The 26,387-nt window shown below is 58.0% G+C and carries 25 protein-coding genes; 18 read left to right on the top strand and 7 right to left on the bottom strand.

Translation table 11 applies throughout. From position 1 onward, the window contains the following. Positions 1 to 3 precede the first annotated feature (3 nt). The gene (locus tag ACR0NN_RS18825) at positions 4 to 2,217 is read left to right on the top strand and encodes a response regulator (protein WP_170725160.1); all 2,214 of its coding nucleotides are present in this window, start codon (positions 4 to 6) and stop codon (positions 2,215 to 2,217) included. Positions 2,218 to 2,226: 9 nt separating this feature from the next. Beyond that, a complete protein-coding gene (locus tag ACR0NN_RS18820; protein WP_170725161.1) occupies positions 2,227 to 2,685 on the top strand; it encodes a VOC family protein in 459 nt (152 codons plus the stop codon). Here ACR0NN_RS18820 and yaaA read toward each other — a convergent pair. The 3 genes from yaaA to ACR0NN_RS18805 all read right to left on the bottom strand — a co-directional run bounded on the left by yaaA (position 2,676) and on the right by ACR0NN_RS18805 (position 5,885). Continuing rightward, on the bottom strand, positions 2,676 to 3,446 hold the full coding sequence (gene yaaA / locus ACR0NN_RS18815) for a peroxide stress protein YaaA (protein WP_170725162.1): 771 nt from the start codon (positions 3,444 to 3,446) through the stop codon (positions 2,676 to 2,678). The genes ACR0NN_RS18820 and yaaA overlap by 10 nt on opposite strands. Positions 3,447 to 3,479: 33 nt before the next feature. Further along, positions 3,480 to 5,519, bottom strand: coding sequence for a DNA helicase RecQ (gene recQ / locus ACR0NN_RS18810; RefSeq protein WP_170725163.1), 2,040 nt, complete (start codon positions 5,517 to 5,519; stop codon positions 3,480 to 3,482). 78 nt (positions 5,520 to 5,597) lie between these two features. Then, positions 5,598 to 5,885 carry a YggT family protein gene (locus ACR0NN_RS18805; protein ID WP_117871642.1) on the bottom strand — a complete coding sequence of 96 codons (288 nt, stop codon included), beginning with the start codon at positions 5,883 to 5,885 and terminating at the stop codon, positions 5,598 to 5,600. A gap of 130 nt (positions 5,886 to 6,015) precedes the next feature. Between ACR0NN_RS18805 and ACR0NN_RS18800 the strand changes: the two genes are divergently transcribed. The 10 genes from ACR0NN_RS18800 (at position 6,016) to smpB (ending at position 14,169) form a co-directional block, all read left to right on the top strand. Continuing rightward, positions 6,016 to 7,383, top strand: a complete 1,368-nt coding sequence (locus ACR0NN_RS18800; RefSeq protein WP_170725164.1) for an MFS transporter — start codon at positions 6,016 to 6,018, stop codon at positions 7,381 to 7,383. Continuing rightward, positions 7,380 to 8,243, top strand: a complete 864-nt coding sequence (mepA, locus tag ACR0NN_RS18795; protein ID WP_170725165.1) for a penicillin-insensitive murein endopeptidase — start codon at positions 7,380 to 7,382, stop codon at positions 8,241 to 8,243. The genes ACR0NN_RS18800 and mepA overlap by 4 nt, the downstream gene beginning before the upstream one ends. Then, positions 8,216 to 9,100: an esterase-like activity of phytase family protein gene (locus tag ACR0NN_RS18790; RefSeq protein ID WP_170725166.1), complete on the top strand. Its 885-nt coding sequence runs from the start codon at positions 8,216 to 8,218 to the stop codon at positions 9,098 to 9,100. The genes mepA and ACR0NN_RS18790 overlap by 28 nt, the downstream gene beginning before the upstream one ends. Before the next feature lie 91 nt (positions 9,101 to 9,191). Continuing rightward, positions 9,192 to 9,839 carry a queuosine precursor transporter gene (locus tag ACR0NN_RS18785; RefSeq protein ID WP_170725167.1) on the top strand — a complete coding sequence of 216 codons (648 nt, stop codon included), beginning with the start codon at positions 9,192 to 9,194 and terminating at the stop codon, positions 9,837 to 9,839. A 264-nt stretch (positions 9,840 to 10,103) separates the two neighbouring features. Beyond that, positions 10,104 to 10,523: an alternative ribosome rescue aminoacyl-tRNA hydrolase ArfB gene (gene arfB, locus ACR0NN_RS18780; RefSeq protein WP_170725168.1), complete on the top strand. Its 420-nt coding sequence runs from the start codon at positions 10,104 to 10,106 to the stop codon at positions 10,521 to 10,523. 60 nt (positions 10,524 to 10,583) lie between these two features. After that, entirely contained in the window at positions 10,584 to 11,330 is a 747-nt protein-coding gene (locus ACR0NN_RS18775) for an SDR family oxidoreductase (protein WP_170725169.1), read from the top strand. Positions 11,331 to 11,413: 83 nt separating this feature from the next. Next, positions 11,414 to 12,427, top strand: coding sequence for a P1 family peptidase (locus ACR0NN_RS18770; protein ID WP_170725170.1), 1,014 nt, complete (start codon positions 11,414 to 11,416; stop codon positions 12,425 to 12,427). A 113-nt stretch (positions 12,428 to 12,540) separates the two neighbouring features. Continuing rightward, positions 12,541 to 12,954 (top strand): cytochrome c family protein, encoded by a 414-nt coding sequence (locus ACR0NN_RS18765; RefSeq protein ID WP_170725171.1) that lies wholly within the window; start codon positions 12,541 to 12,543, stop codon positions 12,952 to 12,954. Positions 12,955 to 13,099: 145 nt separating this feature from the next. Further along, the gene (idi, locus tag ACR0NN_RS18760) at positions 13,100 to 13,642 is read left to right on the top strand and encodes an isopentenyl-diphosphate Delta-isomerase (RefSeq protein WP_170684345.1); all 543 of its coding nucleotides are present in this window, start codon (positions 13,100 to 13,102) and stop codon (positions 13,640 to 13,642) included. Between the two features lie 44 nt (positions 13,643 to 13,686). After that, complete coding sequence (smpB, locus tag ACR0NN_RS18755; protein ID WP_170684344.1) at positions 13,687 to 14,169, top strand: SsrA-binding protein SmpB; 483 nt, start codon at positions 13,687 to 13,689, stop codon at positions 14,167 to 14,169. Here smpB and glpK read toward each other — a convergent pair. The 3 genes from glpK to panB form a co-directional block, all read right to left on the bottom strand. Beyond that, positions 14,166 to 15,644, bottom strand: coding sequence for a glycerol kinase GlpK (gene glpK, locus ACR0NN_RS18750; RefSeq protein WP_170725172.1), 1,479 nt, complete (start codon positions 15,642 to 15,644; stop codon positions 14,166 to 14,168). The two genes, smpB and glpK, sit on opposite strands and share 4 nt — an antisense overlap. A 70-nt stretch (positions 15,645 to 15,714) precedes the next feature. After that, the gene (panC, locus tag ACR0NN_RS18745; RefSeq protein ID WP_170725173.1) at positions 15,715 to 16,566 is read right to left on the bottom strand and encodes a pantoate--beta-alanine ligase; all 852 of its coding nucleotides are present in this window, start codon (positions 16,564 to 16,566) and stop codon (positions 15,715 to 15,717) included. Continuing rightward, a complete protein-coding gene (gene panB / locus ACR0NN_RS18740; RefSeq protein ID WP_170725269.1) occupies positions 16,563 to 17,402 on the bottom strand; it encodes a 3-methyl-2-oxobutanoate hydroxymethyltransferase in 840 nt (279 codons plus the stop codon). The genes panC and panB overlap by 4 nt, the downstream gene beginning before the upstream one ends. Positions 17,403 to 17,571: 169 nt before the next feature. Here panB and ACR0NN_RS18735 point away from each other — a divergent pair, with 169 nt between their 5' ends. The 6 genes from ACR0NN_RS18735 to ACR0NN_RS18710 are packed head-to-tail and all read left to right on the top strand — an operon-like array spanning position 17,572 to position 24,982. Then, positions 17,572 to 19,059: an ABC transporter substrate-binding protein gene (locus ACR0NN_RS18735; protein WP_170725174.1), complete on the top strand. Its 1,488-nt coding sequence runs from the start codon at positions 17,572 to 17,574 to the stop codon at positions 19,057 to 19,059. 20 nt (positions 19,060 to 19,079) lie between these two features. After that, complete coding sequence (locus ACR0NN_RS18730) at positions 19,080 to 20,099, top strand: hypothetical protein (RefSeq protein WP_170725175.1); 1,020 nt, start codon at positions 19,080 to 19,082, stop codon at positions 20,097 to 20,099. 40 nt (positions 20,100 to 20,139) lie between these two features. Beyond that, a complete protein-coding gene (locus ACR0NN_RS18725; RefSeq protein ID WP_170725176.1) occupies positions 20,140 to 21,087 on the top strand; it encodes an ABC transporter permease in 948 nt (315 codons plus the stop codon). Next, a complete protein-coding gene (locus ACR0NN_RS18720; RefSeq protein ID WP_170684338.1) occupies positions 21,084 to 21,899 on the top strand; it encodes an ABC transporter permease in 816 nt (271 codons plus the stop codon). The genes ACR0NN_RS18725 and ACR0NN_RS18720 overlap by 4 nt, the downstream gene beginning before the upstream one ends. Next, entirely contained in the window at positions 21,896 to 23,494 is a 1,599-nt protein-coding gene (locus ACR0NN_RS18715; RefSeq protein WP_170725177.1) for a dipeptide ABC transporter ATP-binding protein, read from the top strand. The genes ACR0NN_RS18720 and ACR0NN_RS18715 overlap by 4 nt, the downstream gene beginning before the upstream one ends. 36 nt (positions 23,495 to 23,530) lie before the next feature. Beyond that, on the top strand, positions 23,531 to 24,982 hold the full coding sequence (locus ACR0NN_RS18710) for an aldehyde dehydrogenase family protein (protein ID WP_480685288.1): 1,452 nt from the start codon (positions 23,531 to 23,533) through the stop codon (positions 24,980 to 24,982). Here ACR0NN_RS18710 and pncB read toward each other — a convergent pair. Continuing rightward, complete coding sequence (gene pncB, locus ACR0NN_RS18705) at positions 24,979 to 26,271, bottom strand: nicotinate phosphoribosyltransferase (RefSeq protein ID WP_170725179.1); 1,293 nt, start codon at positions 26,269 to 26,271, stop codon at positions 24,979 to 24,981. The two genes, ACR0NN_RS18710 and pncB, sit on opposite strands and share 4 nt — an antisense overlap. Positions 26,272 to 26,387: the final 116 nt, after the last annotated feature.

Genomic DNA, 26,387 nt, shown 5'->3' with positions numbered 1-26,387 from the left:
TTCATGAGCCTTGCAGAAAAACTGGCACAAGAGCGGCGCGCACGTTTGGCCGCCGAACGGCTTTTGCACCTGAAACAGGCCGAGCTGTCTGCCGCCAATCGCAAACTAGGCCGCCACGCCATCGCGCTTACGCGCCAGATCGATGAAACCCAGGCCGAAGTTGCGACCGTTCGGGATGAGAATGAAAAGGTCAAATCAGACCTGACCGTGGCCCATGCCAAGGTCGAAGTGGCCGAACGTCGTTTGTGGCATTCGGTCCAGACCATCCCCGACGGTTTTGCCTTTTTCGATGGCAAAAACACATTGGTCGGTGCGAATGCTGCTTATCTGAGTGTGTTCGATGGGTTGGAGGAGGTCGCACCGGGAATTTCTTACACGCGTATTCTCGAGATTCTGACCCATGAAGGGATCGTGGATATCGGTGCGGAAAAGATCGAGAATTGGCAGGCCCGCATGCTTGCGCGTTGGGGGCAACCTCATCCCGAGCCCGAAGTAATCCAGCTGTGGAATGGTCAATATATCCGTCTGATCGATCAGCGCGGCCACGGGGGCGACGTGCTCAGCCTTGCGCTGAACATCACCGCTTCGGTCCGGCATGAGGCCGAGCTGAATGCCGCGCGTGAACGGGCTGAGGCGGCCAACCGGGCCAAATCCGCCTTTCTGGCCAATATGAGCCATGAGATTCGCACCCCGATGAACGGCATCGTTGGCATGACTGAGTTGCTAACCGAGACGCCGATGAACGAAGAACAAAGGCTCTATGTCAGTACAATTCGCAATTCGGGCGAGGCTTTGTTGGTCATCATTAACGATGTTCTGGACTATTCCAAGATCGAAGCCGACAAGCTGACGCTGCACCCCGAACAGTTCGATCTGGAACGCTGCATTCTTGAGGTCGCAATGCTGTTACAACCCAGCGTGCGCGATAAGGGCCTGACCTTGCTGGTGGACTATGACCTGTTCCTGCCAACGCTCTTTGTGGGTGATCCTGGTCGGATTCGCCAGATACTGACCAACCTTGTCGGCAACGCGGTCAAATTTACCACGCAGGGTCATGTCCTGATCCGGGTGACAGGTGTTCCGGACGCAACGACCGAGAGCTGCGATATTCACGTGGCCATTGAGGATACGGGCATTGGGATCGAGGCTGACAAGGTTCCGCATATCTTTGGGGAATTCAATCAGGTCGAGGATGCCCAGAACCGCCAGTTCGAAGGCACGGGCCTTGGTCTCGCGATCACCAAACGTCTGATCACCATGATGGGGGGCACGGTTTGGGTCGAAAGCGAACTGGAAAAGGGATCATGCTTTGGCTTTCGCATATCGATGCCGACCGCAGAAGGCCCGCAACCGGCACCACCCGATTTGGCCGGGCAGTTGGGGCGTGTTCTGGTGGTCGAGGATATGGCCGTCAACCGTGCGATCCTGACCAAGCAATTGGACCGGCTCGGGTCTCAGGCGCTCACGTGCTCGACCGGGGCCCAGGCGTTATCTGCGATCGATAAATCCATTGATCTGGTTCTGTGCGATCACGATTTGCCGGATATGGACGGGTTAGAGCTTGCGACTACGCTGCGCGAAAAGGGCTGGGGTGAGCTACCCATCGTGGTGATGTCGGCCAATCCCGGCGTAATTCACGCCGACCCAGCCCATCGCCTGATTGACGGCGTGTTGCAAAAGCCCATTCCCCGGGCCGAGTTGTATTCCCGACTGATGGCGATGGGCGCGCCCGTATTCAAACCGAATCGCAGTGACGACCGGGCGCCTGATGGCCCGTCTAAACCCAAAGTTTCACAGGATCAGAGACTGATGCGTGTCTTGGCCGCCGAGGATAATCGGACCAATCAGTTGATACTTGGAAAGATGACGAAGGATCTGAACATCGATCTCGAATTTGTCTCGAACGGGCTGGAGGCGGTTGAGGCCTATTCCAGCTTTGACCCGGATTTGATTTTCATGGACATCTCGATGCCCAAAATGGACGGCAAAGAGGCCACGGGTGAGATTCGACGTCGTGAAATCGGGACCGATCGCCATGTTCCTATCGTCGCGCTGACTGCGCATGCGATGGCAGGCGATGACCAAGGTATTCTTGCGGCGGGGCTGGATCAGTATTTAACCAAACCGTTGCATAAGACGCTGATTCACAAGATGATATTGGAACACCAACCCGCTGACGTCCGCGCGGTTGGTGCGGATGATGAACGGGTGGAATAGGACAATTTGATGTCGGATCAGCGTGGTTTTCAGCCCAGAGGGTTGGGTGAGATTGCAATTCGATGTGCCGACATGGGCGCGATGGTGCAATTCTACGAGTCGGTGATCGGATTGCAGCGTCTGCAAGGCGATCACAACTCTGCCATCACATTCTTCAAAATCGCCGAAGGGTTCGGGGGACACACGCAGGTGCTTGCCCTGTTTCATCATTCGGTTGGATCTGAAACCGGATCAGAGACACCGAACAAAGCCCCGGTGACAGGATGTGCCTCGGCGTTGCACCATATCGCACTGTCTGTGCCCTTTGCAGAGCAAGAGGCTGTCATCCGTTGGTACGAACAAATCGGTCAGCCCTATCGTGTTGAACAGTTCGGCTGGATCGGCTGGCGCGGAATTTTCACTCAGGACCCCGAAGGCAACACGGTCGAACTTGTGGCTTACGATCCGTCGATGCTGAATCAGGCCTGATAGGGGCGCACGAAAACAGGCCTCTCTTCCGAGGATAAATCTGCCCGGTATTCATATCCCCCGCTGTCGAAATCAAGCAGTCCTTTGGGATCAGTTAGGCGGTGTTGGATGACATAACGCGCCATTGCGCCACGTGCCTTTTTGGCAAAGAAGCTGACGATTTTAGGCGCGCTGCCTTTGTCTTCCATAAAGATAGGGGTCACAACGGGCAGCTTCAGCGCTTTCAGATCGACCGCGCCGAAATACTCTTGGCTGGCGCAGTTCACCAGAACCTTGCTTTCGGCTACGGTGGCTTGTGCATTCAGTGCTTTGCTCAACTGATCGCGCCAGTATTCATACAGGTTCTTGCCACGGCGGGTTTTCAACTTGCTGCCCATCTCAAGCCGATAGGCCTGAATGGCATCCAGCGGGCGCAATACGCCGTAGAGGCCGGATAAGATGCGCAGGTGATCTTGCGCCCAGGCCATTTCATCCGCGTCCAGCGACGCGGCTTCAAGACCCTGATACGTGTCACCCGCAAAGGCCAAGGCGGCGGGGCGTGTCGCATCTGTCTCGGGTGCATCTGAAAACACGCGATATCTATCACGGTTCAGGCGGGCCAGATCATCGCTCAGGTCCATCAGCTTTTTCAGATCACCCAACGTCAGGTTGCGCGCGGTTTTCGACAGGCGGATTGCGTCGTCTTGAAAAGCGGGTTGGGTCACGTCGACATTTCGTTCCGCCCAATCCAGCCGTTTGGCCGGGGAAATCACTACCAGCATATCCGCCCTCGTTTCTTGCCTGTCGTTGGGTATCTAGCCCGCTTGTTGCAGCACGTCCAGAAACGCCGCTCCAAACCTTTCGTGTCGGCGGTCACCCAGAACTTGCTCCATCCCGCGTGGATCGTCCGGGCGTAACTGCGCCACCTTGGCCAGTTGCGAAGCGGTGCAGCTGAGCGGTTTGTCAATACCGTCGGGCCCCCGAGACAACTCGGACTGCACCTTGAGCAACTGATCATAAATGTCGCCCTGATCGCGGCCTGCCAGCTTGCGCCTTGCGGGGTGAAGCTCTTCCACCGCGCCTGTCAAAACCTCAAGGAACGTCACGCCATAGCGCTCCAGCTTCTTAGCGCCGATACCGCTGATCCGGGCCATATCGTCCAGATTTGCGGGGCGGGTCTCGGCCATTTCGATCAGGGTACGGTCGGGAAAGATGACATAGGCTGGAACCCGTGCAGCCTCGGCCAATGCGCGGCGTTTGGCTTTGAGCGCCGAAAGCAGCGGCGCGTCTTCCTCGGACACTATCGCCTTAACCGCGGGTCGTCGCGAGGCTTTGCGGATGGTATCCTTACGCAGATCGATCTGCGCCTCGCCCTTCAGGATCGGTTTGGCGGTTTCGGTCATGCGCAGTGCACCGTGGCGCTCGGGGTCGGGACGGACCAGATCGTGGCCCATCATCTGACGAAAGATCGCCTGCCATTGCGGGCGCGACCAGTCTTTGCCGATGCCCCAAGTGGACAGCGTGTCATGCCGCCGCGCCCGGATCTTGTCGGTCTCATTGGCCAGTAGAATGTCGATCAGGTGGCCCGCGCCAAACCATTCCTCGGTACGCAGGATTGCGGACAAAGCCATTCGAACAGGCGTGGTGCCATCGAAGACCTCGGGCGGGTTGTCGCAAAGATCGCACTTACCACAGGCTTCAGCGAGTTCCCCGAAATATCCCAATAGGGTCTGACGACGGCATTTCAGGGCCTCAGCCAAACCCAGCAACGCGTTAAGGCGCGCATGATCCGCCATGCGCCGCTCGGGCGGGGCCAAACCTTCGTCGATCTGGGAGCGACGCAATCGAATGTCATCGGGTCCGAATAAGGTCACTGTTTCAGCAGGGGCCCCATCGCGGCCCGCACGGCCGATTTCCTGATAATAGGCCTCAATCGATTTGGGCAGGTCCGCATGCGCAACCCAGCGGATATCGGGTTTGTCGATGCCCATGCCAAAGGCGACCGTGGCGACGACAATCAGCCCATCCTCTCGGGCGAAACGTGTCTCGACTATACGCCGATCTTCGGCCTCCATCCCGCCGTGATAGTGACAGGCCGTGTGGCCTTCGGCGCGCAGGGCTTGAGCCAGCACTTCGGTCTTGTTGCGGGTTCCACAATAGACGATGCCGGATTGCCCTTTGCGCGCAGAGGCAAAGTCGAGGATCTGTTTGCGCGGCCCGTCCTTGGCGGCAAAGGCCAGATGGATATTGGGCCGATCAAAGCCACGCAGGAATTTGCGCGGCTTAGAGCCGTCAAACAATTTCTGAACGATCTCATCCTGCGTTTCCGCATCCGCCGTTGCGGTGAACGCGGCCAGAGGCACATCCAAGGCGCGCCGCAGCTCTCCAATCCGCAGGAAATCAGGGCGGAAGTCGTGACCCCATTGGCTGACGCAATGCGCCTCATCCACCGCGATCAGGCTGACGTTGATCCTGCGCAGCATTCCCAGCGCTGACCCAGCCGCCAGACGTTCCGGTGCCATATAAAGCAGTTTCAGCCGCCCGGCCTCTAACGCCTCCCAGACGGCATTGGTTTCTTCGGGGGTGTTGCCTGACGTGAGCGCCCCGGCCTCAACCCCAGCCTCTTGCAATCCGCGCACCTGATCCCGCATCAGTGCGATGAGAGGTGAGATCACGACGGTCACGCCGTCTCGCAACAGTGCAGGCAATTGGAAACACAGGGATTTACCACCACCCGTGGGCATAATCGCCAGCACGTTCTCACCCGCTGTCACGGCATCAACAATCTCTTCCTGCCCGGGGCGGAAGGCGTCGAATCCAAAGACATCGCGCAGCAAGGGTGCGGAGTCGAACATCTGCGGGGTGGCCCTGTTTTATGGTTTATCTGCTCTTAAGACAGGACCATCACATACTAAGATTCGGTGAACAAGAGGTCAGTAGAAATAGACCGCATTGTTGATCAGAATTATCCGCAGCGCATAAACCCCGATCAGTACCACCAAAGGCGTCAGATCAAGCCCGCCCATATTGGGCAGGATGCGGCGGATGGGGCCGTAGATCGGCTCTAATATGCGGTTCAGGCCGTACCAGATTTGCGCGACAAGCTGTTGATGCAGGTTCAACACCTGAAAGTTGATCAGCCAGCTCATGATCACATGGGCCAGGATGATGAACCAGACGATGTCCAGGATCAGCAGCAAGATTTGGATCAGCGACAGCATGGGCACTTCCTTTTTCGCGTTTGCAGAGACCTAAGCGCAGAGGTCGCAAAGAGCAAGCCTGTCCCAACACAACCCTTGCGAAAAAGCCCAAAGCCCCGTCTTATGAAAACAACGAAAAACAGAGGCATCGATGGCAGTAATATCCAAGCGCAAGCGTATTTGGGGCTGGTGGTTCTTTGACTGGGCGAGCCAGCCGTACCATTCGCTATTGGTGACCTTTGTCTTTGGTCCTTATTTCGCGGGTGTTGCCGCTGGGTATTTTGCCGGAACCGGGCTGGACGCGCAGGCTGCCGCCGCGCGGGCGCAAACGGTTTGGGCCAATTGCCTGACCATCACCGGATTGATCATCGCTTTTGGTGCGCCTTTGCTGGGCGCGATGGCAGATGTCTCAGGCCGCCGCATCCCCTGGATATTTGGATTTTCGGTTATGTACGCCGTGGGCTCGGCGGCGTTGTGGTACACGATGCCCGACGGCTCGAACATGTGGCTGATGCTATCGGCATTTGGTCTGGGCTTTGTGGGCGCGGAATACGCGCTGATTTTCATCAACTCGCAATTGCCCGATTTGGGGGACGACGATGAGGTTGGAGAGATTTCGGGTTCGGGCTTTGCCTTTGGCTATTTCGGCGGGCTGATCTCACTGGCGATCATGCTGCTGTTGTTTGTCGAACAACCCAACGGCAAGACGCTAATCGGGATCGAGCCTGCCTTTGGGCTGGACGCTGCTGCGCAGGAAGGCACGCGCTTTGTCGGACCGTTTACCGCAGGATGGTTCATCTTGTTCATGGTGCCCTATTTCTTGTGGGTGCGCGATGATCCTAACAGCGGCAAACATGGCGGCTTGGGCGAGGCTCTGCGGCTGTTGGGCAAATCCATCTCGGACCTGCGCCACCGGGTCAGTCTGGCGACCTATCTGGGCTCGTCCATGTTCTATCGTGACGCGCTGAACGGGCTTTACAGCTTTGGTGGGGTCTATGCGCGGCTGGTGCTGGAGTGGGACCTGATCAAGATCGGCGTGTTCGGCATTGTCAGCGTTCTGGCCTCGGCCATATTCGCATGGATCGGTGGCAAGATGGATCGGAAATTCGGCCCTAAACCGGTGATTATGATCACTATCTGGGTGTTGATCTTTGTCTGCGTCACCATTGTGTCGATGGATCGAACTCAGATTTATGGCATTGCCTTACCCGAAGGCTCGGGCCTGCCGGATATGGTGTTCTTTGGCTGCGGTATCCTGATCGGCGGCATGGGTGGCGTTTTGCAATCGGCCAGCCGATCGATGATGGTACGCCATACTGACCCCAAGGCCCCGGTCGAGAGCTTTGGCCTGTACGGTCTGTCGGGCCGCGCCACCGCCTTTGCTGCACCATTGTTGATCGGGATTGCAACAACCGTAACCGGGAATGCGCGATTGGGGGTGTCTCCGATCATCGGGTTGTTTATTCTGGGGTTATTCCTGATGCGCTGGGTGAAACCGGAAGGGGATCAGAGCAGATGAATTTATTACGCTTTTTGGCCATTCTGGTCGTAACAGTACTGGCAGGCACAGCTGGGGCACAGCCCTTGGCCAAACAGTTGTTTGGAGCCCAAAAGGTTGGGTCACAGCAAAAATCAGCGGCATTCGGCAGTTATTCGCGCGGATGTGCAGCCGGGTCAGTGCAATTGCCCGAAACCGGTCCAACTTGGCAGGCTATGCGCCTGTCGCGTAATCGCAACTGGGGGCACCCCGAGGCGATCGACTATGTGCAAGACCTCAGCCGATTTGCCGCCAAGCAACCGGGGTGGAACGGTCTCTATATCGGCGATATCAGCCAGCCGCGTGGGGGGCCAATGACTTCGGGCCATCGCTCGCATCAACTCGGGTTGGATATCGATATCTGGATGTTGCCTGGGGACAATATGCGCCTCAGCCGCAAGGCGCGCGAGAATATCTCGTCAATTTCATTGCGTCGCTCGAACGGAGCCTATGTGAACGGCAACTGGACTAAGCAGCATCATGCGGTTCTCCGCGAGGCTGCAAAGGACAAGCGCGTCGCCCGGATATTTGTTTTCCCCGGCGCCAAGGTGCAGATGTGCAATGATGAGAAGGGCAACAAGGCTTACTTGCGCAAGATCAGACCATGGTGGGGGCATCACTATCATTTTCACGTGCGTCTGAAATGCCCAAGGGGTTCAAAAGGATGCGTCAATCAGGACCCGCCGCCGAAGGGCGATGGCTGCGCCGAGGCGCAACAATGGGTGCGCAATATTCTGAACCCGCCGCCACCTGATCCAAACGCGCCTGCACCCAAAAAACGCAGAGAGTACCGCCTGGCTGATTTGCCCCAGCAATGCACCGCCGTCTTGCAATCCAACTGATTGCGGCTTTGCTTTGGATTGGACCAGCCTGGGCGGTCGATCTCAAGCGTGCTTCGCTGCTGGAAAGCTATGATTGGCGCTATAGTGCCGACTGGTTTGGCGGGTTTTCGGCGATCCATATCTCGGGGAATGGTCGCCATTTGATCGCCGTCAGCGATCGATCGCGATTGGTGTCGGCGCGGATCGAGCGGGACGGCACTCAAATCCGCAACATCCAGCTCCTTGAAAACTGGTTGATCCTGTCCAGTAAAGGCCGTGTCTTGAAGGGGTGGCCAGGGGATTCCGAAGGGATCGCGATTGCGCCGCATGGCAGCTTCTATATCTCGTTCGAAGGGGTCCACCGCATAGCGCACTACTCCGCCCCCGGTGCCAAGGCGCGTGTTCTGCCGCGCCCCCGAGAGTTTCAGAACCTCGATGATAACGGCTCATTCGAGGGGCTGGCGATTGATGATCAAGGGCGGCTTTATACTCTGACCGAAAAGAGCCGGACCCGGCGCGGCGATATACCTGTCTATCGCTGGGATGGCAGCCGCTGGTCGACGCCTTTTGTGTTGCCACCGCGTGGAAAGTTCCTGCCGGTTGCTGCTGATTTCGGTCCGGATGGGCGGTTTTATGTTCTTGAGCGGGCTGTTGCTTTCATCGGCTTCCGCTCACGTTTGCGGCGTTGGGAGATCGCGAACGATATTCCGCAAGCCGAAGAAATTCTATTCGAGACAGACACGGGGACCCATGACAATCTCGAAGGTCTGTCGGTTTGGCGCGACGCAGATGGACACTTGCGCGCAACGATGGTGTCGGATGACAACTTCCTTGCCCTACAGCGCACTGAGTTGGTGGAATATCTGCTGCCCGATTGACAGGTCCAACACAAAGGTCTAAACGCACGGCCTGCCCTGGGATGAGCCCGGGGCCAAGTCGCCGCTACCTTGTCAAAACGGGCATCTGAAAATGCAACGCAGCTATATTCCCGGCATTCTTGCCATGGCCTCGATCGTCGTGGCCTCAAACATTCTGGTCCAGTTCCTGATCTTTGACGGGCTGTTGACCTGGGGTGCATTCACCTATCCGCTGGCCTTTCTGGTCACCGACATTATGAACCGCGTCTACGGCGTGGGCCCGGCCCGCAAGGTCGTATTCGCCGGCTTTGTCACCGGCATCATCTGCTCGCTAATCGGCAGCCAGATCATGCTGCAGGGTGACGGCTTCACCTATGCTGCCGTGCCGCTGCGTATCGCAGTTGCTTCGGGCACCGCCTTCCTGATCGCACAGCTGACCGATGTCACCGTGTTCAACTCGCTGCGCGGTGGCCGCTGGTGGCGCGCGCCGTTGGTCTCGACGCTGGTTGGCTCGGCGCTGGATACGGCGATCTTTTTCACTCTCGCCTTCTCGGCCTCGGTCACCTTCTTCGGTGCCAACGCGGATGCCGCGATCAACTGGGCGTGGGAGCCTGTGCCGTTTATGCTAAGCGGCCCGATGGCCCCACTCTGGGTAACGCTGGCCTTCGCCGACTGGCTGGTGAAACTGTCGCTGGCGCTAATTGCCCTGATTCCGTTCAAGGTGATCGTTGCCCGTTTGACCGCCGCGCAACCTGCATAAAAAAAGTGCTTTGAGATTGGCGCATCTTGTGTCAGGCTCAAAATTAACCGCAACAGATAGAAAAGGAGGTGATCCAGTGTCGAGAAAGAGATTGGAGAGAGGTGTCGGAACAACCGGGGGGATCGCCTGTTAAGGCAGCCCTTGGCGGAGCGCGCGCTCCGGCTGGTCGATTGATCTAACCGACCCAACCTCCTGAACTTTCGAAGGGCCGTCCCACCGGGGCGGCCCTTTCTGTTTCGCCCGCTAACTTGTAAGGTCCGCCCCATGTTGCACATCACCGAGGATATCATCCTGCAGGACTGGGAAATGACCGAGAACTTTGTGCGGTCCTCTGGCCCTGGCGGACAGAACGTCAACAAGGTCTCCACGGCAGTTGAGCTGAGGTTTGAAGCCGCGCGCTCTCCTTCTCTGCCGGACCCGGTCAAGAACCGGCTGAAACGTCTGGCCGGGCGGCGCTGGACCAAAGATGGTGCGATCATCATCCAATGCGAAGAAACCCGCAGCCAGGCCCGAAATCGTGAAATCGCCCGCGCAAGACTGGCCGATTTGATCACTCGTGCGCTGGTCAAACCCAAGCGGCGCATTGCCACCAAGCCCACCTATGGATCCGTTAAACGACGGCTCGCGGCGAAGAAGGCGCGCGGCGATGTCAAAGCCCTGAGGGGCAAAGTCTCTGAAGATTGATCTGGCAGTTTCCGCCCGCCTTGCTACTCTGCCGAGGTAATACGCAGGGGAGGTAAAGCCATGAGGCTTGACGGAAAAACCGCGATTGTGACCGGCGGTGCATCCGGATTTGGTGCGGGGATCGTGCAGAAGTTTCTGGCAGAAGGCGCCCACGTGCTGATAGCCGATATCAACGGCGACGCGGCACAGGACTTGGCGGCGCAACTTGGACCGAACGCGCTGGCGCAACAGGTGGATGTAGGTGATGGAGCTTCTGTTCAAACCATGGCGGACGCGGCTCATGCCGAATTCGGTCAGCTTGACATATTGGTGAATAATGCTGGCGTAACCCATTTGCCAACACCGCTTGAAGAAGTCAGTGAGGCAGACTTCGACCGCGTTTTTGCGGTGAACATGAAATCCGTTTACCTCACCGCGCGCGCCTTTGTTCCGCAGATGAAGGCCAACGGCGTAGGCGCGATCCTGAATGTTGCCTCAACGGCCGGATTATCACCTCGCCCCAACCTCAATTGGTACAACGCGTCCAAAGGCTGGATGATCACCGCAACCAAAACGATGGCGATTGAACTTGCTCCCTCGGGTATACGCGTCAACGCAATCTGCCCGGTTGCTGGTGAAACGCCATTGCTGAAATCCTTCATGGGGGAAGACACGCCTGAAATTCGCGCCAAATTCCTGTCGACCATCCCACTGGGGCGCTTCTCTACACCCGAAGATATGGCGAACGCGGCCTGTTTCCTGTGCTCGGACGAGGCCAGTATGATCACCGGCACAGCCCTCGAAGTGGATGGCGGCCGATGCATCTGATCCGCCTCTTCATCTGGCCATAAATATCCCCGCCGGAGGCAGCGCGCCTCAGCGCACTTCCCGTTCCAAATCCCGAGACGAAAATGACACCCGGACCCAAAAACCTGATCACTGATGTCCCCGGCCTTAAAGTCGGCAACGCGCAAGATGACACGCTGAAATCGGGCACAACTGTTTTGACGGCGGACCAGCCTTTCACCGCCTCGGTGCACGTGATGGGAGGAGCGCCGGGCACGCGCGAAACCGATCTGTTGGGACCCGACAAATCCGTGGACCACGTCGACGCGATTGCCTTGTCTGGAGGTTCGGCCTTTGGTCTCGATGCCTGCTCGGGTGTGTCAGATGCCCTGCACGCAGAAGGGCGCGGATTCAGGGTGGGCTCGGCTGTTATTCCCATTGTCCCGGGGGCGATTCTGTTCGATCTGCTCAATGGCGGCAATAAGAACTGGACTGAAAACCCCTATCGCGCGCTTGGGAGGACCGCCTATCAGGCTGCATCACCAGAATTTGAACTGGGCACGGCGGGTGCCGGAACTGGCGCATTAGCCGCGATGCACAAGGGTGGCCTGGGTTCGGCGTCGCTAAAATTAGAGGATGGAACAACGGTCGGAGCATTGGTTGCTGCCAACCCGATTGGCAGTGTGACCACCCCGGGCGATCGTCATTTCTGGGCAGCGCCGTTTGAGTTGGATGGCGAGTTTGGCGGGCTTGGGCCAGATCCCGCATCAGGCCTAGGCAGGGCGCATGTCAGCCGCAAGGCTCAGGCAATGCATGCAGTCCCGCCGGATCGTACAAACACCGCGATAGCCGTAGTTGCAACCGATGCTACATTGACCAAACCGCAATGTCAGCGGATGGCCGTCGCTGCCCATGACGGCATCGCTCGTGCCATTGTTCCAGCCCACACACCCGGAGACGGAGACCTTGTTTTTGGCCTCAGCACAGGCGCGCGCAGCGTTGCGCCCGAGGCGGTGGCAATGATTGGGCACGCGGCTTCGATGTGTCTGGCGCGGGCGATCGCGCGGGCAATTTATCTGGCCACGCCCAGCACCAATGACCTTCTGCCCTGCTGGTCACAGTTACATGACTTCGGTTAAGGACAGCGCCAGGGCGGCGTGACACAGTGCCATCGCGCGGCAATCTGCGCGTTGACTCTCTGCTGCGCCAGCAGTCCATTCGGTGCAGCTAATTCGTATCGGAGCAAAAAGCTATGAATCGTATCCTTGCCACCGCTGTTGCCGGTCTGCTGGCCCTTCCTGTTTACGCAGAAGGCGACGCTGAAGCGGGTAAGAAAACCTTCAACAAATGCAAATCCTGCCACATGATCGCTGATCCTGCGGGTGAAGTGATTGTCAAAGGCGGCAAGACAGGTCCGAACCTTTACGGTATCGCGGGTCGTACCGCCGGAACCGAAGAAGGTTTTAGATATGGCGACAGCCTTGTCGAAGCTGGTGAGAATGGTCTGGTTTGGGATGAAGAGACCTTTGTGGCCTATGCTCAAGACCCCAAAGCGTTCCTGAAGGATTATCTTGGTGAAACCTCGGCCAAGTCGAAAATGACCTTCAAATTGAAGAAGGGCGGTGAAGACGTCTACGCCTATATCGTGAGTGTTTCCGGCGAATAAAACCGTCAGCAAAATCTCGGACGAAACAAGAAAGGCCGCAGCCCCTGCGGCCTTTCGTGCGATTGATTGATGTCGCCATCCGCGTCACTTTGGGAGAAAACCGGCAAAACCGCACGGACCGGCAATCGCCAGCAGGAGACAACAGATGGGAATCTTGATCCCGGCCTGGGTTGAGGGTGAACTGACACCTGTCGACAAGTTGGAGGCCCATGAAAAAGGCCTGAAGCACAAGGCCGTTTCAGTCTTCGTTGTGCGCGGGACCGAGATATTGCTGCAACGTCGTGCGTTGGGCAAATACCATACGCCCGGCCTCTGGGCGAATACCTGTTGCACCCATCCCGACTGGAACGAAAGCCCCTCGCACTGTGCCGTTCGTCGCCTGAACGAAGAGCTGGGGATCACCGGGCTTTACCCCGAGTATCGGCATCGGTTGGAATATCACGCGGATGTCGGCAACGGTCTTGTCGAAAATGAAGTGGTCGATGTCTTTCTGGCCCATGTGCGCGGTCCGTTGAAAATCGAGCCTAACCCGGACGAAGTGATGGATATTCGCTGGGTCGATTATCATGATTTACTGGCCGAGGTGAAACGACACCCGGACCGGTTTACGCCTTGGCTCAAGATTTATCTGCACAACCACGCTGATACGATCTTTGGCCCTGACTTGATAATCTCAGCCAATTCATAACCTCGTCTTGCAAGGCGCGCGCAAGCGGCATACATCAACGCGTCATGGCCAAGCAGAAGCAGAACACTGACCCGAATTACAAAGTGATCGCCGAAAACCGGCGTGCGCGCTTCGATTATGCAATCGAGGACGATATCGAATGCGGTATCGTGCTGGAAGGGTCCGAGGTCAAATCCCTTCGTGCGGGTGGCTCGAACATCGCTGAAAGCTATGCCTCGGTCGATGATGGGGAACTGTGGCTGATCAACAGCTACATCGCGCCGTATGAGCAGGCCAAGGTCTTCAAGCATGAAGAGCGTCGCCGCCGTAAGCTGCTGGTCACAAGCAAGGAATTGTCGAACCTGTGGAACGCGACCCAGCGAAAGGGCATGACGCTGGTGCCGCTGGTGCTCTATTTCAATCACAAGGGTCGGGCGAAGCTGAAGATCGGCATCGCCAAAGGTAAAAAGCTGCACGACAAGCGCGAAACGCAAGCCAAGCGGGATTGGTCACGTCAGAAGCAGCGCCTGATGAAAGACCACAGCTAGAACGCCATGGCCGCCTGAACCGCGCGTTGCCACCGCGCGTAAGCCGCGTCTCGGTCGGCATCGGCCATCGCAGGTTCAAACCGGCGATCCAGATCCCAGGTTTCGGCAAATCCTGCCTGATCCGGGTAGACACCTGCTTTCATACCTGCCAGCCAAGCAGCCCCAAGCGCGGTGGTTTCCTGCATCACAGGGCGGTCGACTGGCGCGCCCAGTATGTTCGAAAGCCCCTGCATCGCCCAGTCAGACGCGCTCATCCCACCATCAACGCGCAGGATCACGTCAGCCTTTGCACCCCAATCGCCCTCCATCGCGTGCCACAGATCGCGGGTCTGGAAGGCGATGCTTTCCAACGTGGCGCGCGTGATCTCGGCCCGGCCTGAATTGCGGGTAAGGCCGAAGATGGCGCCGCGACAATCGGGTTTCCAATACGGCGCGCCCAAGCCAGTGAAGGCAGGGACGAGGACCACATGCTGGGTCGGATCGGCTTGCGCGGCCAGTTCACCACTTTGCGGGGCCGCATCAATGATCTGCAACGCATCGCGCAGCCATTGCACCGCCGCACCCGCAATAAAGATCGAACCCTCAAGCGCATAGGTTTTTTGCCCGTCCAGCTGATAGGCAATGGTTGTCAGCAGTCGGTTCTTCGATTCCACCGGCTGTGCCCCGGTGTTGAGCAGCGCGAAACATCCTGTGCCATAGGTGGATTTCATCATGCCCGGCTGAAAACTGGCCTGTCCGATCGTTGCGGCCTGCTGATCCCCTGCCACGCCCAGTATAGGGATGTTGCCACCCAGCAGCTGCGTTGATCCGAAATCCGCCGCACAATCCCGCACGTCGGGCAGCATGGTCCCAGGGATATCCAGCAGGTCGCAAATTTCGCTGCTCCATTGTCCCTTGTGGATGTCAAACAGCAGGGTGCGGGCCGCATTGGTGGCATCGGTGGCGCGAACGCGACCTTCGGTCAGGCGCCAGATCAGGAATGTGTCGATGGTGCCGAACAGCAACTCTCCCGCAGCGGCGCGCTCGCGTGCGCCGGGCACGGTGTCCAGCAGCCACTTGACCTTGGTTCCCGAGAAATAGGGGTCCAGCAGCAGGCCGGTCTGGGCGGTCACATCGTCCTCGCACCCGGCTTTGCGCAGGCGTTCGCAGATGTCGGCGGTGCGACGGTCCTGCCAGACAATGGCGTTATGGATCGGGGTGCCGGTGTTGCGATCCCAGATCACTGTGGTTTCACGCTGATTGGTAATCCCAATCCCGGCGATCTGGCTGGCAGCGACGCCGGTGGTTTTCAGTACTTCCCGGCAAACGGTCAGAACGCTGTCCCAGATCTCCTCTGGGTCATGCTCGACCCAGCCTTCCTGCGGGAAATACTGTGTGAACTCGCGCTGAGCTGTACCGACGCGCTGCATTTGCGCGTCAAACAGGATCGCACGAGACGATGTCGTGCCTTGATCGATTGCCAGAATATAGGTCATGCCTGCGCCCCTCCCGCCATGGTTTTGCGGGACTTTAGCGCAAACAATGCTGCGCGTACCAGAGGGGAAATCAGACCGGCGAAACCGGTAGATTGTCGATCAACCGAACGCTATCGGCCCAAGCGGCCGCAAACAACCGAGCCGGTCGGGTGGCATGGGTCAATGGTTCCAGCGTTTCGGCACAGCGCAGTTCAAGGTATTCGACATTGGTAAAACCAGCGGCCAGCAAATCCGCCTGCGCCTGCTGCGCCAGCGCCTCAAAGGCGTCTCCGTGTTCCATCGCCTGTACAAGCGCGCGCATGATCCGGTGCTTTTCGGAGGCGATCATCAGACCGCCCTCTGACAAAAGTTGATTGCGCGACGACATCGCCAGACCCGAAGGTTCGCGTATTGTGGGGCAGCCAATCACCTCAATCGGAATATCAAGATCTTTGGCCATCCGACGCACGATCATGAGCTGCTGATAGTCTTTTTCCCCGAAATAGGCTCGATTTGCCTGCGTCTGCAGAAACAGCTTGGCGACGACGGTTGCTACTCCGTCGAAATGCCCAGGTCGGAATTCACCCTCCATCACATCGGTCAGGCCCGAGACCGAAACAGTGGTTGCGAACCCTGCGGGATAGATCTGATCCGGGTCAGGTACATAAATTGCATCGACATCGTAGGGGGCCAGTTTCGCGGCATCCTCCACTTCGGTACGCGGATATTTGGCAAGGTCGTCTGCGTTGTTGAACTGTTTGGGGTTCACGAAGATGGTTACAATCACTCGGTCACAATCCGCCTTTGCGGATTCCGCCAAGGACAGATGCCCGTGATGCAGCGCGCCCATGGTGGGTACAACGCCGATCACTTCCCCTTTTTGGTGCCACTCACGGGTCAGAGCGCGCAGGTCAGCCAATTGGCGCAGGATGGGCGCGGTCATGCGTTGGGTCCTTTGGCGGGCGCCGTGTCGGCAAAGACATGTTCATCTGTGGGAAAGCTACGGGCACGCACATCGGCTGCATATTCAGCAATGGCCGCTTCGGCCATCGGACCCAGATCAGCATATCGTTTGACGAATTTTGGTTTGAACTCTGTGAAGAAACCCAACATGTCATCCACGACCAGAATTTGACCGTCACAACCAGCCGAGGCACCGATCCCGATTGTTGGAATCGCAATCTCTGCGGTGATCCGGTCGGCCAAACCCTGCGGAACCTTCTCTAACACGAGTGAAAATGCCCCTGCTTCGGCAACGGCATGGGCGTCGGCCGACACGGACTCGGCCTGCTCATTGCGGCCCTGAACCTTGTAGCCCCCCAATGTGTTGATCGATTGTGGTGTCAGTCCGATATGCGCCATCACCGGGATGCCGCGTTTCACGAGAAAGCGAATGGTCTCGGCCATCTCCACGCCGCCTTCCAGCTTGACCGCCCCAGCGCCGGTCTCAGACACTAGCCGGGCTGCGTTGCGGAAGGCCTGCGCTGGGTCATGCTCGTAGCTTGCAAATGGCATGTCGATCACCATCATCGCCTTGTCCAGACCACGGGCAACGGCCTGGCCGTGCATGATCATCATCTCCATCGTTACCCCAAGGGTCGATGTCAGCCCATGCAGCACCATACCGACGCTGTCACCGACCAGAACAAAGTCGCAATGCGCGTCCATCAGGCGGGCCATCGGCGTGGTATATGCGGTCAGCGAGACCAAGGGGTCCGTGCCTTTCCGGGCGCGGATATCCTCGGCGTTTGGGGCTTTCTTGCGGGCGGTGGCGCTCATGATCGCTCCTCGCTGGGTCATGTTGCAGCGCGGCATAGCAGATGCGGCAGGTGCAAAGAAACCCCGGTTGCGCCAACAATCCCTTGATTGACCCGGGGTTTCTGGCAGGATCAGTCTCAGAACGATCCGTAGTCATCGGGACAGTCGTACAATGTGGGGAGAGATTTTTATGACAAAGCAGCGCTTTCGCTCGTTCGCGTCGGCATTGGCCCTGGGTGCCAGTCTGATTGCCACGCAAGCCTTGGCAAAATCAGATATCACCATCGGCATACAGCTGGAACCGCCGCATCTGGACCCAACCAGCGCTGCCGCACAAGCCATCGATTCGGTTGTTTACACCAACATTTTCGAAGGCCTGACCCGGTTCATGGGTGACGGTTCGGTGGTTCCAGGGTTGGCTGAAGGTTGGGAAATCTCGGATGATGGCACCGTCTATACCTTCAAACTGCGCGATGGCGTGACGTTTCACGACGGCACCACGATGGATGCCGAAGACGTCAAATTCAGCCTCGATCGTGCCCGTGCCGAAGATAGCGCCAATGCGCAAAAGGCGTTGTTTGCCGGGATCGAAGCCGTCGAAGTGGTGGACCCTCTGACCGTGCAAGTGACATTGAAGGAACCAAACGGCAATTTCCTTTTTAATCTCGCCTGGGGTGATGCAGTCATCGTCGCTCCGGAAAGCATCGAGAATATCAAGACCAACCCAGTGGGAACCGGGGCCTTCACCTTTGCCGATTGGGTGCAAGGCGACAGCATCACCCTGAACCGCAATCCCAATTATTGGGGCGACCAACCTGCGTTAGAGACTGCAACGTTCAAATTTATCTCGGACCCCACGGCTGCTTTTGCGGCCATGATGGCTGAGGATTTGGATGCGTTCGAAAATTTCCCAGCGCCCGAGAACCTGCCGCAGTTCGAGGCTGATCCACGTTTTAAGGTTCTTGTCGGCTCGACCGAGGGTGAGACCATCCTGTCAACCAACAATAAACAGGAGCCGTTTGATGATATTCTTGTCCGGCAGGCCTTGGCCCATGCAATTGACCGGCAGGCCATCATCGACGGTGCGATGTTCGGTTATGGCACACCCATCGGCACGCATTTTGCACCGCACAATCCGGCCTATGTCGATCTGACCGGTAATTCGGCCTATGACCCTGAGAAAGCCAAGGCCCTTCTGGCTGAGGCAGGCTATCCCGACGGATTTGAAACCACATTGCATCTGCCGCCGCCCTCCTACGCCCGGCGCGGGGGCGAGATTGTCGCCGCCCAGTTGGCCGAGATTGGGATCAAAGCCGAGATCATCAATGTAGAATGGGCGCAATGGCTGGAAAGCGTATTCAGGGGCAAAGAATTTGGACTGACCATTGTCAGCCATACCGAGCCGATGGATATCGGTATCTATGCCCGCCCCGACTATTACTTCCAGTATGACAGCACGGATTTTCAGGCTTTGATGGATACGCTGAACTCCACCACAGACCCTGATGAACGTACACGTCTGTTGGGAGAAGCGCAGCGCCTGATATCGACCGACTACGTCAATGGCTACTTGTTCCAGTTCGCCAAGCTTGGGGTGGCCAAAGCCGGGGTCCAAGGCCTGTGGGAAAACGCGCCCACTGCGGCGATCGACCTGACAGCCATCAGTTGGGACGAATAGATCCAATAAGGGGGCTGCGCATGATCAGACTATTCCTCGCCGCTTTTATACTCGCGGCGCAGGTCCTATTCGCGCCGACCGCGCGAGCCAACACGCCGCTGCAGCAGGCGGTGGCGTTGTGGCTGCAGGGGAATGATATGCAATCCCTGCCTTTGCTGGCGGATCTCGCCAACAAGGGTGTTGTCGAAGCACGTTTATTGCTCGCCAGGATCGAGGCATCGGATCTGGGCCCATCGCCCTATCGCCAATCGCTTGATCCTGATCAATCGCGTGAATTGTTCCGCCAAAAAGATCTCAGTGCTTTCGGGCAGTCCTGGCTGATGGTCGAAGTGCGGGACGGAAATGAGCTTGCACAGGCTCTAATGCAGGCAAAACGGCCAGAGCCCGATCTTGATCTGATTGCGCAACTCAACGCGCTGGGCGAACATCAGGCCACGGATTACCCCACCCGGATCGTGGCGCTGTATGGCGATGATGACCAGCGCGGGCGCTTGTTGGCAGACGATCAGGTCATGCAGGATTTGAAACCTTATCTGACCTATCTGTCTGGTCAGCCCGAACCACGTGGCGACGGCCTTGCCGCGCTGCGCCATATTCAAACTGATCCGGTGGACGCGAATTCGGAGCAGGCATTAGACATGGCAGGCCTGCTGGCGCTTGGGTTGGGATATGGCGACGTATCCCCGGACAATCCGTGGCGGCCAGCGGTTGAAGATTGGCTGATGACGTCGGCATCAACCCGGCCCATCGCGCAGCTTTGTACTGATCAATGTGCCGATGAGGCACCCGATTGCGCCTTCGCATTTCTAGCCTTATCGGGCGGTTATTTCGAAGTGATCCGTACCGATAGCCCGCTTGAAACCGTTATCCCGCAAGCAGAGTTTCTGGACAGCCCACGTGCCCGGTTGATGGTTCTACGTCGCGCGACGCTGGCCCGCACGGAAACCAATCTGGAATGGCTGTCCGAGACCGAGCCCGCCGCTGAACTATCCACCTGTGCAATCAACCTGATTCGGACAGAGCGGCAGGCCTACAAGTAGATGCTGGACCCGCGCATTCCGCACACTTAACCTGTTACCAATGCTACGTTATGCCCTCAAACGCCTTCTCTCGCTGATCCTGAGTCTAGCCGTTGCCTCGGTCGTCATCTTCGCGGTGATCGAGGTTGCGCCCGGCGATCCGGCGTCTTTTATGCTGGGCGTGAATGCGCAGCCCGATACGTTGGCTGCATTGCGGGCAGAGCTAGGCCTCGATGTCTCAAAGATCGAGCGGTATTTCAATTGGGTCGGCGGGATGCTGGTCGGTGATTTCGGTACCTCCTACACCTATCGCACCCCCGTATCGCAGATGATTGCCGATCGGTTGTGGGTGTCGCTGCCGCTCGCGCTTTATGCGCTGACGCTATCCACGTTGATTGCCTTTCCGGCTGGTATCTACGCCGCTGCGCGACGCGGCAAACCGGGTGATGTGGCCGTGATGGGCGCGACCCAGCTTGGTATCGCTGTACCGAACTTCTGGTTTGCCATGATGCTGGTTTTGGTTTTTGCCATCAATCTGCGCTGGTTCAACGCTGGAGGGTTCGCAGGCTGGGAAAACGGCGTGTGGGTGGGTCTGCATTCTTTGACCCTGCCTGCCATTGCTTTGGCTTTGCCGCAGGCGGCGATCCTCGCTCGGGTCATGCGATCAGCGCTCTTGGACATTCTGGCCGAGGATTTCATGCGCACCGCACGTGCCAAAGGCCTTTCGCGCCGACAGGCGTTGTGGCGACACGGTGTACGGAACGCTCTGATCCCGGTGCTGACAATCATCGGGCTGCAATTTTCCTTCCTGCTGGCCGGCTCGATCATCATCGAGCAGGTATTTTATCTGCCCGGCCTCGGGCGGCTGGTGTTTCAGGCGATCTCGGCGCGTGATCTGATCGTGGTGGAATCGGTTGTCATGCTGCTGGTCTTCGCCGTTATCATGGTGAACTTTCTGGTCGATCTGGCCTATGCCGCCGTCGATCCAAGACTAAGGAGCAGGACATGAGCCGCAACCTGATCCTTGGTGCTGCACTGTCTTCGCTGGTACTTCTGGCGGCGCTCGTGTCGTATGTCTGGACGCCATATGACCACGCCGCGCTGGACATCCCGGCCAAGCTGCAACCGCCAAACGCACAACACTGGTTTGGCACGGATCATTTCGGGCGCGACATGTTCTCGATGATCATGGTCGGCGCGCGCACATCGATTGCGGTGGCGTTGGTGGCCGTCGGGATCGGAATGGCGCTGGGCGTGCCCTTGGGCCTGACTGCCGCCGCGCGCAAAGGGTCTTGGCTGGACGAGGTCATCATGCGTGGCAACGATCTGGTCTTTGCCTTCCCGTCTCTGGTTATCGCCATTCTGATCACCGCCGTCTTTGGCGCAGGGGCAATAAATGCGATCATCGCCATCGGTATCTTTAACATCCCTGTCTTCGCCCGCATTACCCGGGGCGCAGCGTTGTCATTGTGGGAGCGCGAGTTCATTCTCGCCGCCCGCGTATCCGGCAAAGGCGCGGCGCGGATATCGGCCGAACATATCCTGCCCAACGTCGCCAATCTGTTGATCGTTCAGGGCACTATCCAGTTCTCGCTGGGCATTCTGGCCGAGGCCGGGCTGTCTTATGTCGGCCTTGGTGCACAACCCCCCACGCCCAGCTGGGGCAGAATGCTGGCCGACGCGCAGACAATGGTCAGTTTTGCCCCGCATTTGGCTCTGATTCCGGGTCTGGCGATTATCGTGACCGTGCTGGGTTTGAACCTGCTTGGGGATGGCTTGCGCGATTGGTTGGACCCTCGGATACGGGTGGCCCGCGCATGAGCCTGCTACAGATCAAGGACCTTTCGCTGACCATTCATGGCACGCCGATCCTGAAACGGATTAACCTGTCGATAGCGCCGGGGCAGATCGTGGCTGTCACGGGCGAAAGTGGTTCGGGCAAATCCATGACCGCCCTTGCCGTAATGCAGTTGCTGCCGAACGGCGCCAAAGCAGATGGGGTGCTGCAGCTTGAAGGTCAAAACCTGCTGAGCCAGCCCGAAGCTGAGATGTGCGTTCTGCGAGGTGCTGCGATCGGAATGGTGTTCCAAGAGCCAATGACCGCCCTGAATCCGGTGAAAACCATCGGCGATCAGGTGATGGAGACCATCCTGATCCACAAGGCCATGCCCCCCGCACAGGCGCGCGCACGGGCCGAAGAGGTTTTGGCGCGGGTCGGATTGCCCACCGAGCGGTTCCCTATGACACGCTTTCCGCACGAGCTGTCGGGCGGACAGCGTCAGCGTGTGGTGATCGCCATGGCGATTGCTCTCCGTCCCCGGCTGCTGATCGCGGATGAGCCGACAACGGCGCTGGATGTGACCACGCAGGCGCAAATCCTTGATCTGCTAAAGGGGCTGGTGTCGGAATACGGCATGGGCCTGCTGATGATCACCCATGATCTGGCTGTGGTTGCCGACATGGCGGACCAGATCGTGGTTATGCGGCATGGAGAGGTGGTTGAAACCGGCGCAACCGATCATCTGCTGAACCATATGCAGCACCCCTATACCCGCATGTTGTTCGAGGCTTCGGGGCATCAGGTCAACCTGCCTGCCTCTCCTGCGCCGCGCCCATTGCTTGAAGTCGACAATGTGGTGCGGGAGTACCGCCTGCCCAGAACGCGCTTATTCGACACGCCAGGTCACCATCGGGCGGTTGATCAAGTCAGCTTTACTCTGAACCGGGGTGAACGTTTGGGGTTGGTCGGAGAGTCTGGATGTGGAAAATCGACCCTAACACGGGCCATATTGGGGCTCGAAGAGGTTCAGCAGGGACGAATTACTCTGGATGGTCAGCCTGTATTCTCAGGCCACAGACCCAATCTGGCCGTGCGTCGTAAGATGCAGGTTGTGTTCCAGGACCCATATGGCAGCTTCAATCCCCGCCACCGGGTCGCACGCCTGATCACCGAGCCGTTTCACCTGCTCGACACCCCACTATCCGGATCCGAGCGGCAGGACCGCATCGCCGAGATGCTGAGCGCTGTGGGTCTCAGCCCCGATGATGCGGGCAGGTACATTCACGAATTTTCGGGCGGGCAGAGGCAGCGGATTGCCATCGCCCGCGCGTTGATCATCCGGCCCGAACTGATCCTGTTTGATGAGGCGGTCTCGGCGCTAGACGTTTCGGTCCGCGCCCGTATCCTCGATCTGCTGGCCGAACTTTGCGCGACCTATGACCTGACATACCTGTTCATTAGCCACGATCTGAGCGTGGTGCGAACGATCACGGACCGCGTGTTGGTAATGCAGGCTGGCAAGATCGTTGAGCAAGGTGAAACTGACCAGGTCTTCACCCAGCCTGAACACCCATACACGCGAACACTTATAGATGCGGCCCCGAGTCTGCCTGAGATTGGAAAAGGTGCCGCATGAGAAACACCTACTTAGAGCCTGATTTTGGAGTTTCTAATGTCTAATCCCCTCTGGTTCGATCCCAACCTCTGCCTGATTGGTGGGGAGTGGATAGCGCCCGCCTCGGGCCAATCGCTGCCTCTGACGAACCCCTCGGACGGTTCAGAAATCTGTCAGATCGCCCGAGGTAGTGAAGCCGATATCGACGCCGCCGTGCGGGCCGCCCGAGCCGCCTGCGAGAGCGATTGGGGTCGGATGACAGCGCTAGAGCGTGGGCGGATTCTCAACCGTATAGGGCAATTGGTTCTGGAACGCGTTGAGGATCTGGCGCAGCTAGAGGCGATGGATGTCGGCAAACCTCTGACCCAGGCGCGGGCGGATGCGATTGCTTTGGCGCGATACTGCGAATTCTACGGGGGTGCGGCGGATAAGGTTATGGGGGAAACTATTCCCTATCTCGATGGATACACCGTTTATACACTACGCGAGCCGCATGGCGTGACCGGCCATATCGTGCCATGGAACTATCCGATGCAGATCATTGGCCGTTCGGTCGGCGCTGCGCTGGCGATGGGCAATGCCTGTGTGCTGAAACCTTCAGAAGAGGCGTGCCTGACCGCCTTGGCATTTGCCCATCTGGCGCTTGAGGCTGGATTACCGCCCGGAGCTTTGAACGTGGTGCCCGGCTTGGGGGCCGAAGCAGGCGCCGCATTGTCGGCGCATCCGGGCGTCGATCACATCTCATTCACTGGTTCGGTTGCTACGGGTGCATTAGTGCAGCAAGAGGCAGGTCGAAACGTTGTTCCTGTCACGCTGGAACTGGGCGGCAAGTCCCCGCAACTGGTTTTTGACGATGCCGATCTGGATGCGGCGCTGCCGTTTCTGGTGAATGCGGGCATTCAGAATGCAGGCCAGACCTGCTCAGCCTCGTCGCGCATTCTGGTGCAGCGGGGTATCTACGAAGGTGTCAAAGCCCGCATGGCAGAAGCTTACAGCCAACTAACGGTGGGCCCCGCGATGAACGACCTGCGCGTCGGGCCGTTGATCTCGGAACGGCAGAAACAGATCGTCACCCGCTTTCTGGAGAAAGGCGCAGATCTGGCCATTACCGGACAGGGACAGATCGTAGAAAACGCCCCTGAAAGTGGGGCCTATGTTCAGCCTACTCTCTTTGCCGATGTCCCGCCTGATCACGTACTGGCGCAAGACGAAATCTTTGGACCCGTGCAGGTTTTAATCCCGTTTGATACTGAAGAGCAGGCTCTAACCATCGCCAATTCCACCGACTACGGCCTTGTCGCCAGCGTCTGGACCCGGGATGGTGCCCGCCAGATGCGACTGGCCAAAGGGCTACGGACTGGGCAGGTATTCATCAATAACTACGGCGCAGGCGGCGGTGTTGAGCTGCCCTTTGGAGGTGTCGGGAAATCCGGCCACGGCCGCGAAAAAGGGTTCGAGGCGCTCTATGGGTTCTCGCAACTAAAAACGGTTGCCGCCTATCACGGCTAAACGATGACTTCGATCGCCTGCTGAGCTCCCACGCCAAACACACGCTTGTACCGCTCGATCTGATCGGTAGGTCCCATGGCCTTTTCCGGGTTGTCCGATAGCTTGACTGTCGGGCGACCATTTGCCGAGACCGCCTTGCACACCAGCGAAAACGGGGCCAGCGCGTCATTCGGCACCAGCCCCCTGAAATCATTGGTCAACAGCGTCCCCCAGCCGAAGGAAACATTGGTCCTGTCCGCGAACTTTGCATGTAGTTCGCGAATTTTGTCGACGTCGAGACCATCCGAGAAAATGACGCGTTTTTGCTTTGGGTCCTCACCACGTGAATTCCACCAATTTATCGCGATTTCGGCCGCGGCGGCAGGGTCCCCGCTGTCAATTCGGATGCCAGTCCATCCGGCCAGCCAATCAGGGGCGCGGTCCAGAAAGCCTTTGGTGCCGTAGGTGTCGGGCAGGACAATGCGCAGATTGCCGTCATGTTCTTCGTGCCAATCGCTGAGAACATCATACGGGGCCTGCGCTAGTTCGGTGTCGTTTTCAGCCAGGGCAGAATAGACCATCGGCAGCTCATGTGCGTTAGTGCCGATCGCCTCAACCTCGCGTCGCATGGCGATCAGGCAATTTGATGTACCGGTAAACGAAGGCCCCAATCCTTCGATCATCGCCTGCACGCACCAATCCTGCCACAGAAATGAATGCCTGCGCCGCGTGCCGAAATCTGCGATCCCCAACCCGTCGATAGTGCGAAGCTGAGCAATCTTTTCCCAAACACGCGTCATCGCGCGCGCATAAAGCACCTGCAGCTCGAACCGGCGCATGCCGTTCAGCACTGCGCGGGACCGCAATTCCATCAGAACCGCAAGCGCAGGGATTTCCCACAACATGACCTCGTGCCACTTGCCCTCGAAGGTCAGCTCGTATTGGTCACCTTTGCGTTCCAGATGGTAGGGCGGCAGGCGCAAATCTTCGAACCATTCCATGAAATCCGGGCGGAACATCTGGCGTTTGCCATAGAATGTATTTCCGCGCAGCCAGGTGCTTTCGCCCCGGCTGAGGCTAAGCGAGCGGATGTGATCCAACTGCTCGCGCAGCTCACCTTCGTCGATCAAATGGGCCAATGGAACGTGATTCGAGCGGTTGATCAACGAGAATACGACGTCGGTTTGAGGCTTATTTCGAAACACTGACTGGCACATCAGCAGTTTGTAGAAGTCTGTGTCGATTAATGACCGCACAATTGGGTCAATCTTCCATTTGTGATTGTAGACCCGCGTCGCGATATCGACCATGGGGACCTCCTGCAATTTCCGTTGTTAGATCAATCGGAGCACGAAATGGCAAGAGTCGCGGGATTGGGAACAATGCCTATGACTGAACACATTACGGGCTTATTGTGGGTTACCTT

This window comes from Ruegeria sp. BA2, from assembly GCF_056539605.1.
This window is presented reverse-complemented; position numbering and strand designations above follow the sequence as displayed.